Genomic DNA, 6,607 nt, shown 5'->3' with positions numbered 1-6,607 from the left:
GGCTCGCTCCCACAGGGGTTATGTGATCGACACAGAACCAATGTGGGAGCGAGCCTGCTCGCGATGAGGGCCATCAGCCCCAGCCGACATCTAACGCTCGTGCAACGCTTCGGCCCGCGCGCGAATGATCGGCTTGAGCAGGTAGCTGAGCACAGTCTTCTTGCCAGTAATGATGTCCACCGAAGCCACCATCCCCGGGATGATCAGCAGCGGCTTTTCATCCGTGCCCAAATGGCTGCGGTCAGTGCGCAGCTTGATGATGTAGTAGGTGTTTTTCTTGTCTTCGTCGGTGATGGTGTCAGCACCGATCTGCTCAAGCCTGGCCTTCAGCCCACCGTAAATGGTGTAGTCATACGCCGTGAACTTCACCGTCGCTTCCTGCCCCGGATGCAGGAAGGCGATGTCTTGCGGGCGAACTTTCGCTTCCACCAGCAAGGTGTCGTCCAGCGGCACGATTTCCACCAGGTCGCTGCCCGGCTGGATCACGCCGCCGATGGTGTTGACCAGCAATTTGTTGACGATGCCGCGCACCGGCGAGGTGACCAGCGTCCGGCTGACCCGGTCTTCCAGCGCCTTGCCGGTGGCCTGGGCCTTGTTCAGATCCGTGCGCGCTTCATTGAGTTGAGTCAGTGCTTCGCTGCGGAATTTGCCACGAGTCTCGTCGATTTTGCGCTGCACTTCCTTGATCGCCGATTGGGCACGAGGAATGGCCAGGGTGGTCGCGTCGAGTTGCCCGCGGGTTTCAACCTCGGCGCGCTTGAGTCGCAGCACTTCAACCGGCGATACCGCGCCCTGGGCCACCAACGGCTCGGACATGTTGATTTCCTGACGCTGCAGCGCAAGACCGTTGCGGTACTGCGACTGCTTGGAAGTGAACTCGCGCAGCTCTTGCTGACGCTGGATCAACTGCTCCTCCAAACCGCCAATTTCATCGTGCAACTGCTGGCGGCGACTGATGTACAGCGACTCCTCGCTGGCTGCCTGACCGGGGACGGCCTTGAGTACATCCGCCGGGAAGTTAAGCGGGCGGTCATCGACTTCCGCGCTCAAGCGTTCGACTCGCAGCAGCATGGACAATCGATCGGCCTCGGTTTCGCCGACGTTGGAGGCGAATCGCGTGTCGTCCAGGCGAATCAGCGGCGCGCCGGCTTCAACGATCTGCCCTTCGGTCACGAACAACTCGGAGACGATACCGCCCTCCAGGTTCTGGATTTTCTGGATCTTGGACGAGGGAATCGCCTTGCCATCGCCCTTGGTGACTTCGTCGACCACGGCGAAGTTGGCCCAGAGCAACAGGAACACGAAGAAGCCAATGATCGCCCAGATGGTCAGCCGCACTACACGCGGGGCGTCTTCGATCAGCGCTTTGTTGACCTCGGGAAGTGGCTGGCCATGCAGCGAATCGGAGCCTTTGAAATAACGGCCGATCGAATTCTTTAAACCCGACTTAAGCAACACTGATCTGCCCCTTCTTCAACGCTTCCATCACCGCGGCTTTCGGGCCGTCGGCGAGAATTTGCCCGCGGTCGATGACGATCAGACGATCCACCAGCGACAACAGCGAAGCCCGGTGCGTTACCAGCACCACGGTTTTGTTTTCAACCACCACCGCGAGGCGTTGCTTGAGGCGTTCTTCGCCGGTGTTGTCCATGGCGCTGGTCGGCTCGTCGAGCAGCAGGATCGGCGGGTTGAGCAGTAGCGCACGGGCCAGGGCGACGTTCTGGCGCTGACCGCCAGACAGGTTCTGCCCACGCTCGCCCACTTGCAGCTCATAACCCTGTGGGTGCAGGCGGGCGAATTCGTGGACGCCGGCCAGTTCGGCAGCTTGCAGCACCATTTCGTCTTCGACATAGCGCGCGCCCGACACCAGGTTGTCGCGCAGGGTGCCGGCCAGCAGCTGGATGTCCTGGGCCACGTAGCCAATGTTGTGGCGCAATTCGCTGACGTCGATCTGACGGATATCGACGCCATCCACCAACAGAGCGCCATCGTCCGGCTGGTAGAGGCCTACGAGCAGCTTGGCCAGGGAGCTTTTCCCCGAGCCGCTGCGCCCGATGATGCCGATTTTCTCGCCAGGCTTGATGGTCAGGTTGATGTTCTTCAGCGCCGCGTTCTGTTGGTTCGGGTAGGTGAAGTTCATCTGCCGGCATTCGATGGCGCCTTGCAGCACATTGCGGCTCAATGGACGTTCATCGAAGTTGCGCTCTTGCGGCAGCTCCATCATCTGATCGACCGAGACCATGGTCACCCGCGCTTGCTGGTAACGCGTCAACAGGCCGGACAACGAGGCCAGCGGGCTGAGCGCGCGGCCACTGAGCATGTAGCAGGCGATCAAACCGCCCATGCTCAGGTGACCGTCGATGATCTGGTACACGCCGAAGACGATCATGATCACCCCGGCCAGTTGCTGGATCAGCAAGGTGATGTTCATCGCCAGACCGGAAAGCATTTTCACCCGCAGCTCGAGTCGGCTGAGGGTGCCGATGGTTTGCTCCCACTGATATTGACGTTCGCTTTCGGCGTTGTTGACCTTCACAGCGTCCAGGCCGGCGAGGGTTTCGATCAGGCTCGACTGCCGCTCGGCGCCCAGCGCCATGGTTCGCTCCATGGTCGCCACCAGCGGCTTCTGCAAGGCATAGCCGATCAGCAGGGCAATCGGGAACGCCAGCACCGGAATCCACACCAGATGCCCGCCGAGAATGGCGATGACCATGAAGATCAGCAATGTAAACGGCAGGTCGATCAGGCTGGTGAGGGTCAGCGAGGCGAGGAAGTCGCGCAGGCTCTGAAACTCATGGATGTTCTGGGCAAAGCTGCCGACCCGCGCCGGGCGGTACTTCATGGCCATGCCGACGATGCGCTCGAACAACGTGGCCGAGATGATCAGGTCGGTTTTCTTCCCGGCCAGGTCGAGGCAGAGGCTGCGCAGGCTTTTGAGGATCAGGTCGAACAGGTAAGCACCGGTGATACCGATGGCCAGGACCCATAGGGTCGATTCGGCCTGGTTCGGCACGACGCGGTCGTAGACGTTCATCACGAACAGCGGCGCGGCCATGGCAATGATGTTGATCAGGAAACTGGCGGCGATGGCGTCGACGTACAGCCAGCGCGAACGCTTGAGGGTGTCGCGGAACCACGAGCGCGCGCGCGGGATCAGCGTGCCGTGATTGACGTCGAATTTGTGTTGGGGTTGAGCGAAGAACACTTTGCCGATGTAGTCATCGGCCAGCAGTTCGCGGCTGACGACACTTTCGCCGCCATCGCTTTCGCTGAGCAGCAGGCGCGCCTGGTCGTCACCGTGCCAACCAAGCAGGACGGCACTGCGACCGTCCTTGAGCAGCAACAGCGCCGGCATGGCAATCGCCGGGATCTGCTCCAGTTTGCGCACCAGCACCCGCCCTTGCAGGCCGGCGCGAGCGGCCGCGCGGGGCAGCAGCTCAACACTCAGGCGCTGCTTGGGCAACGGCAGGCCGGTGGTCAACATCGCGGCGCTGGCCGGTTTCTGATGCAGGACGCAAAGAGCCAGCAAGCCGTCCAGTAATGGATCGTCGTGCAGCGCGCGTGGATCATGAATGAGTTGAACTCGACTGACTTCTGATTCCACGCTCGGCACTCTTGGCTAACAATTGAACAATGAAGGTTCTGCTCAGTTCATACCGGGCAGTTGAACCTTGGGCTTCACGTCGTTCTGCACAACGGATGCCAACGGTGCCACCACTCCCTGGCTTTTGAGCAACTCGCCCATGGTCGCCTTGATTCGGTACTGAGTAAATAACTGAATGTTCTTGATCTCCGCCAGACGGCGAGAAGCCGAGAATAGCTCGTTTTCACTGTCGAGCAGGTCGAGCAAGGTGCGCTCACCCAGACTGAACTGCTTCTGATAGGCGATACGCACGCTGGTGCTGCGATCGACATATTGCTGAGCGATCGGTACTTGGGCGTTAGCGTTGTTCAAGGCATTCCAGGCCAGGCCCAGTTCTTCGTTCAACACACGCAGGGCGTTGTTGCGAATGTCCAGTGCCTGGTTGGACAGGTAAGACTTGGCTTCCAGATCAGCCTTGTTGCTGCCGCCGGAATACAGGTTGAAGCGCATGCGCAACATGGCCTGCCATTCATTGCTGTGACCGTTCTGGCCGTCGATATCGTTGTCGGCAGAGCGACCCAATTCAGCATCGAAACGCGGGTAGAAGGTCGACTTGGCGGCTGCGTACTGCTTCTCGGCAGCGGCGATGTCCGACTCGGCGGAACGCAGGATAGGGCTGTTTTCCAGCATCTGCGCCCGGGCTTCATTCAGGTTGGCCGGCAACAGCGCCATGAAATCGGAAGGACGCTCCAGCTGATCGGGCATCTGGCCGACGGCGCTGAGGAAGTTGGTCTCGGCGTCAGCCAGGTTGGTCTGTTCGGTGATCAGGTTGTTGCGAGCCTGGGCCATACGCGCTTCGGCTTGATCGAGGTCGGCGCCACTGCCCACGCCACGCTGGGTGCGCAACTTGATCTGGTCGAAAGTCCGTTCGTGGTTCTTCAGGTTGTCGGTCGCCAGACGCACGAACTCACGGCGGGTCAGCACGTCGAGATACACCTGGGCGACGGTGAGCGCGGTGCGTTCGGAGGTGCCCAGCAAGGAGTAAGCGCGGGAATTAACGGTGGCTTGTTGACGCCCCACTTCACTCGACGTCGCAAAACCGTCAAAAACCATTTGCGACAACCGCACGCTCGATTCACTGCGAGTCAGGGTTTCCCAGTGATTGTTGTTGCCGGCGCCACGGGTGGTGACGTTGTCAGTGCCTTCGCGACCATATCCGCCAAGCAGATCGACCTTTGGGAGGTATCCCCCTTTTGCTGCCTTTAATTGATAATCCGCGGCCAATCGACTGTTAACGCCTGCCTGGATCTCCGGATGGACATCCAATGCCTGTTGCATGGCTTCCGGTAGGGACTGCGCCTGAACGAAACTGGCGGCAAGGGCGAAGGGTAAAGCCTTGAGCAGGTGCAAACGCATGGTTGGAATTTCCAGGATTTACTTGTCTTGAGTCACTGCAGATCGTGCCGCTGCATCGGATGATGACATCCGGAATGACCGTATGTCGGAAAGTTGCATTTTGGAACTGCATCACACTCTCTGGCACGTGCCAGCACTTAAATATCAATGTGACATTACGGAAGCGAGTGTTTAGGATGGCGGGCAAGAGGTCAATAGTTTGGCATAAAGTTTATATCGAAAAAATATAGCCAATTTATTGACTAATACCCGCGTCAAAGTTGTGCCTCTTATATCTTGAATGAACGTCCAGACTGTTTGGCAAACACGCCGCCAGCTTCATGGAAGTCAACTGAATGCGACACCCGGAGAGTCTTATGAGCAGTGTTGTGGCCATCGTCAAAAGCATTGTCGGTCAGGTTTTCGCGGTGTCCCCAGAGGGCGTGCGCCGCTTACTCGTTGAAGGCGATCGGTTGTTTGTCGGCGATCAGGTAGACACCGGCGCAGCTGGCGCCGTTACGCTTGAGCTGGCTGACGGCCGGACCCTGGACCTGGGCCGCGACACTCAGTGGAGCAGCAGCGCGCCGGATTCCAGCGCTGACCTTGCCCAAGCCACTGCACAAGCTGCGCCATCGGTTGAAGAGCTGCAGCAAGCCATCGTTGCCGGCGCCGACCCGACCACCGATCTTGAAGCCACCGCAGCCGGCCCGACAGCTGCAGGCACAGGCGGCGCAGCAGGTGGCGGCCACAGCTTCGTGATGCTGGATGCAACCGCTGGCCGGGTCGACCCGACCATTGGTTTCCCAACCGACGGCCCTGACACCACTGCCGCAGCCACCACGCTCGATATCGGCAATCAGAACACCACGGCCACCAACGCTCCGGGCGTACTGACCGCGGATACTGGCACACAGGTCGAAGACAGCGTCGCGACCGGCAATGTCCTGACCAACGATAGCGATGCCGATACGCCTCTCAGCGTCTCCAGCTTCACCGTCGCCGGTATGGCCGGCAGTTTCACCGCAGGCCAGACGGCGACCATCGTCGGCGTCGGCACATTGACCATCGGCACCAATGGCAACTACACCTTTACTCCGGACGCCAACTACAACGGCGCCGTGCCGCAAGTCACGTACACCACCAACACCGGCTTGACCAGCACGCTGGATCTCACCGTGACAGCGGTCGATGATCCGAGCGTTTTGACTGCAGACACCCAAACCATCGCAGAAGACACCCCTGCGATCGGTAATGTGTTGAGTAACGACAGCGACATCGACAACGTCCTGAGCGTGTCCACCTTCAGCATCGCCGGTGTCAATGGCACTTTCACAGCTGGCCAGACCGCCTCCATTGCCAACGTTGGCACCCTGCTCATTGCGGCCGATGGCGCCTACACCTTTACCCCGGTGGCCAACTACAACGGCACGGTGCCGACGGTCAGCTATACCGTCACCGACGGCTCCGGCAGCAATGTCACTTCGACCTTGAACATCAACGTCACCCCGGTCGACGACAGCTTCACCGACGTTAGCGAAACCGTGACCACTTCCGAAGACGCCCCCGTGACCGGCAGCGTCCTCACCGGCACCAGCAGCGTCGATGGCGACGTCAGCGTGGTCAACTTCA

General features: G+C 59.9%; 4 protein-coding genes. 1 reads left to right on the top strand and 3 read right to left on the bottom strand.

Annotated elements, in window-relative coordinates:
* Window positions 1-90: 90 nt before the first annotated feature.
* From AC3WP4_RS28410 to AC3WP4_RS28400, 3 genes are read right to left on the bottom strand one after another with little or no spacing between them, the layout of a single operon-like run.
* Window positions 91-1,458, bottom strand: coding sequence for an HlyD family type I secretion periplasmic adaptor subunit (locus tag AC3WP4_RS28410; protein WP_074872420.1), 1,368 nt, complete (start codon window positions 1,456-1,458; stop codon window positions 91-93).
* Window positions 1,448-3,604 (bottom strand): type I secretion system permease/ATPase, encoded by a 2,157-nt coding sequence (locus AC3WP4_RS28405; RefSeq protein WP_102616645.1) that lies wholly within the window; start codon window positions 3,602-3,604, stop codon window positions 1,448-1,450. The genes AC3WP4_RS28410 and AC3WP4_RS28405 overlap by 11 nt, the downstream gene beginning before the upstream one ends.
* A gap of 42 nt (window positions 3,605-3,646) precedes the next feature.
* Complete coding sequence (locus tag AC3WP4_RS28400) at window positions 3,647-4,999, bottom strand: TolC family outer membrane protein (RefSeq protein WP_076029093.1); 1,353 nt, start codon at window positions 4,997-4,999, stop codon at window positions 3,647-3,649.
* Between the two features lie 356 nt (window positions 5,000-5,355).
* Here AC3WP4_RS28400 and AC3WP4_RS28395 point away from each other — a divergent pair.
* The coding region (locus AC3WP4_RS28395; protein WP_158243447.1) for a retention module-containing protein at window positions 5,356-6,607 on the top strand (1,252 nt) is incomplete at its 3' end.

Source organism: Pseudomonas sp. FW305-20, from assembly GCF_058788075.1.
Note: the sequence above shows the minus strand (reverse complement) of the source record. Positions and strands in the feature narration are given on the sequence as shown.